The sequence below is a fragment of the Micromonospora sp. ATCC 39149 genome (assembly GCF_000158815.1).
Taxonomy (GTDB): domain Bacteria; phylum Actinomycetota; class Actinomycetes; order Mycobacteriales; family Micromonosporaceae; genus Micromonospora.
This window is the reverse complement of sequence record NZ_GG657738.1, coordinates 1,625,473-1,627,095: the sequence shown is the minus strand read 5'-3', so window position 1 is coordinate 1,627,095 and position 1,623 is coordinate 1,625,473. Positions and strand designations below refer to the sequence as shown.

1 pseudogene is annotated in these 1,623 nt (G+C 72.2%); it reads left to right on the top strand.

Annotation, left to right across the window (positions count from 1 at the left end):
- Positions 1-1,623: pseudogene (dnaE, locus tag MCAG_RS06550) on the top strand (DNA polymerase III subunit alpha); the annotation flags it as partial.

The window sequence follows — 1,623 nt, the reverse complement described above, 5'->3', positions numbered from 1 at the left end:
AAGCTGCCGGTTTACCCGGTGCCGGCCGGGCACACCGAGATGAGCTGGCTGCGCGCGCTCACCATGGCCGGGGCCCGGGAGCGGTACGGGCCGCCCGAGGCGCACCCGGAGGCGTACCGGCAGCTCGACCACGAGCTGCGGATGATCGACGAGCTGGGCTTCCCCGGCTACTTCCTGGTGGTGTACGACATCGTCGCGTTCTGCCGCCGGGCGGACATCTACTGCCAGGGCCGGGGGTCGGCGGCCAACTCGGCGGTCTGCTACGCGTTGCGGATCACCAACGTCGACGCCGTCCGGCACCGGCTGCTGTTCGAGCGGTTCCTCGCCCCGGAGCGCGACGGGCCCCCCGACATCGACGTGGACATCGAGTCCGACCGTCGGGAGGAGGTGATCCAGCACGTCTACGCCCGGTACGGCCGGGAGCACGCCGCCCAGGTCGCCAACGTCGTCTCGTACCGGCCGCGCTCGGCGGTGCGGGACGTGGCGAAGGCGTTCGGCTTCTCGCCCGGCCAGCAGGACGCCTGGAGCAGGCAGATCGACCGCTGGGGTTCGGTCGCCTCCGTCGACGCCGAGGACATCCCCGAGCAGGTCGTCGCGTACGCCGATCAGCTCCAGACGTTCCCGAGGCACCTGGGCATCCACTCCGGCGGGATGGTGATCTGCGACCGCCCGGTTATCGAGGTCTGCCCGGTGGAGTGGGGGCGGATGCCCGGCCGCAGCGTGCTCCAGTGGGACAAGGACGACTGCGCCGCCGTCGGGCTGGTGAAGTTCGACCTGCTCGGCCTCGGCATGCTCTCGGCCCTGCACTACGGCTACGACATGATCGGGACGACCCTCGACCTGGGCGACATGACACTGGACGACCCCGAGGTCTACGACATGCTCTGCCGGGCCGACTCGGTCGGGGTGTTCCAGGTGGAGAGCCGCGCCCAGATGGCCACCCTGCCCCGGCTCAAGCCCCGCGAGTTCTACGACCTGGTGGTGGAGGTGGCGCTGATCCGGCCCGGCCCGATCCAGGGCGGCTCGGTGCACCCGTACATCCGGCGCCGCAACGGTCAGGAGCCGGTGACGTACCCGCACCCGCTGATGCGCAACGCGCTGGAGAAGACCCTCGGCGTGCCGCTGTTCCAGGAGCAGCTCATGCAGCTCGCCATCGACCTGGCCGGCTTCGACGCGGCCGGGGCCGACCAGCTCCGCCGGGCGATGGGCGCCAAGCGGTCGGTGCAGCGGATGGCGCGGGTCGCCGACCGGCTCTACGCCGGGATGGCCGAGCGGGGCATCACCGGCGAGCTGGCCGACGACGTCTACCGCAAGCTCACCGCGTTCGCCAGCTACGGCTTCCCGGAGAGCCACGCGATGAGCTTCGCCTACCTGGTGTACGCCAGCTCCTGGCTCAAGCGCTACCACCCGGGCCCGTTTTTGGCCGCGCTGCTGGGCGCCCAGCCGATGGGCTTCTACTCGCCGCAGACCCTGGTCGACGACGCCCGGCGGCACGGCGTCGAGGTGCGCCGCCCCGACGTCAACGCCAGCGGCGCGAAGGCCGTCCTGGAGTCCACCCCGGACACCCGGTGGGCAGCGCGCCCGGCGAGCCGCCGCACGCCTGGGGGCTGGGCGGGCCGGCCG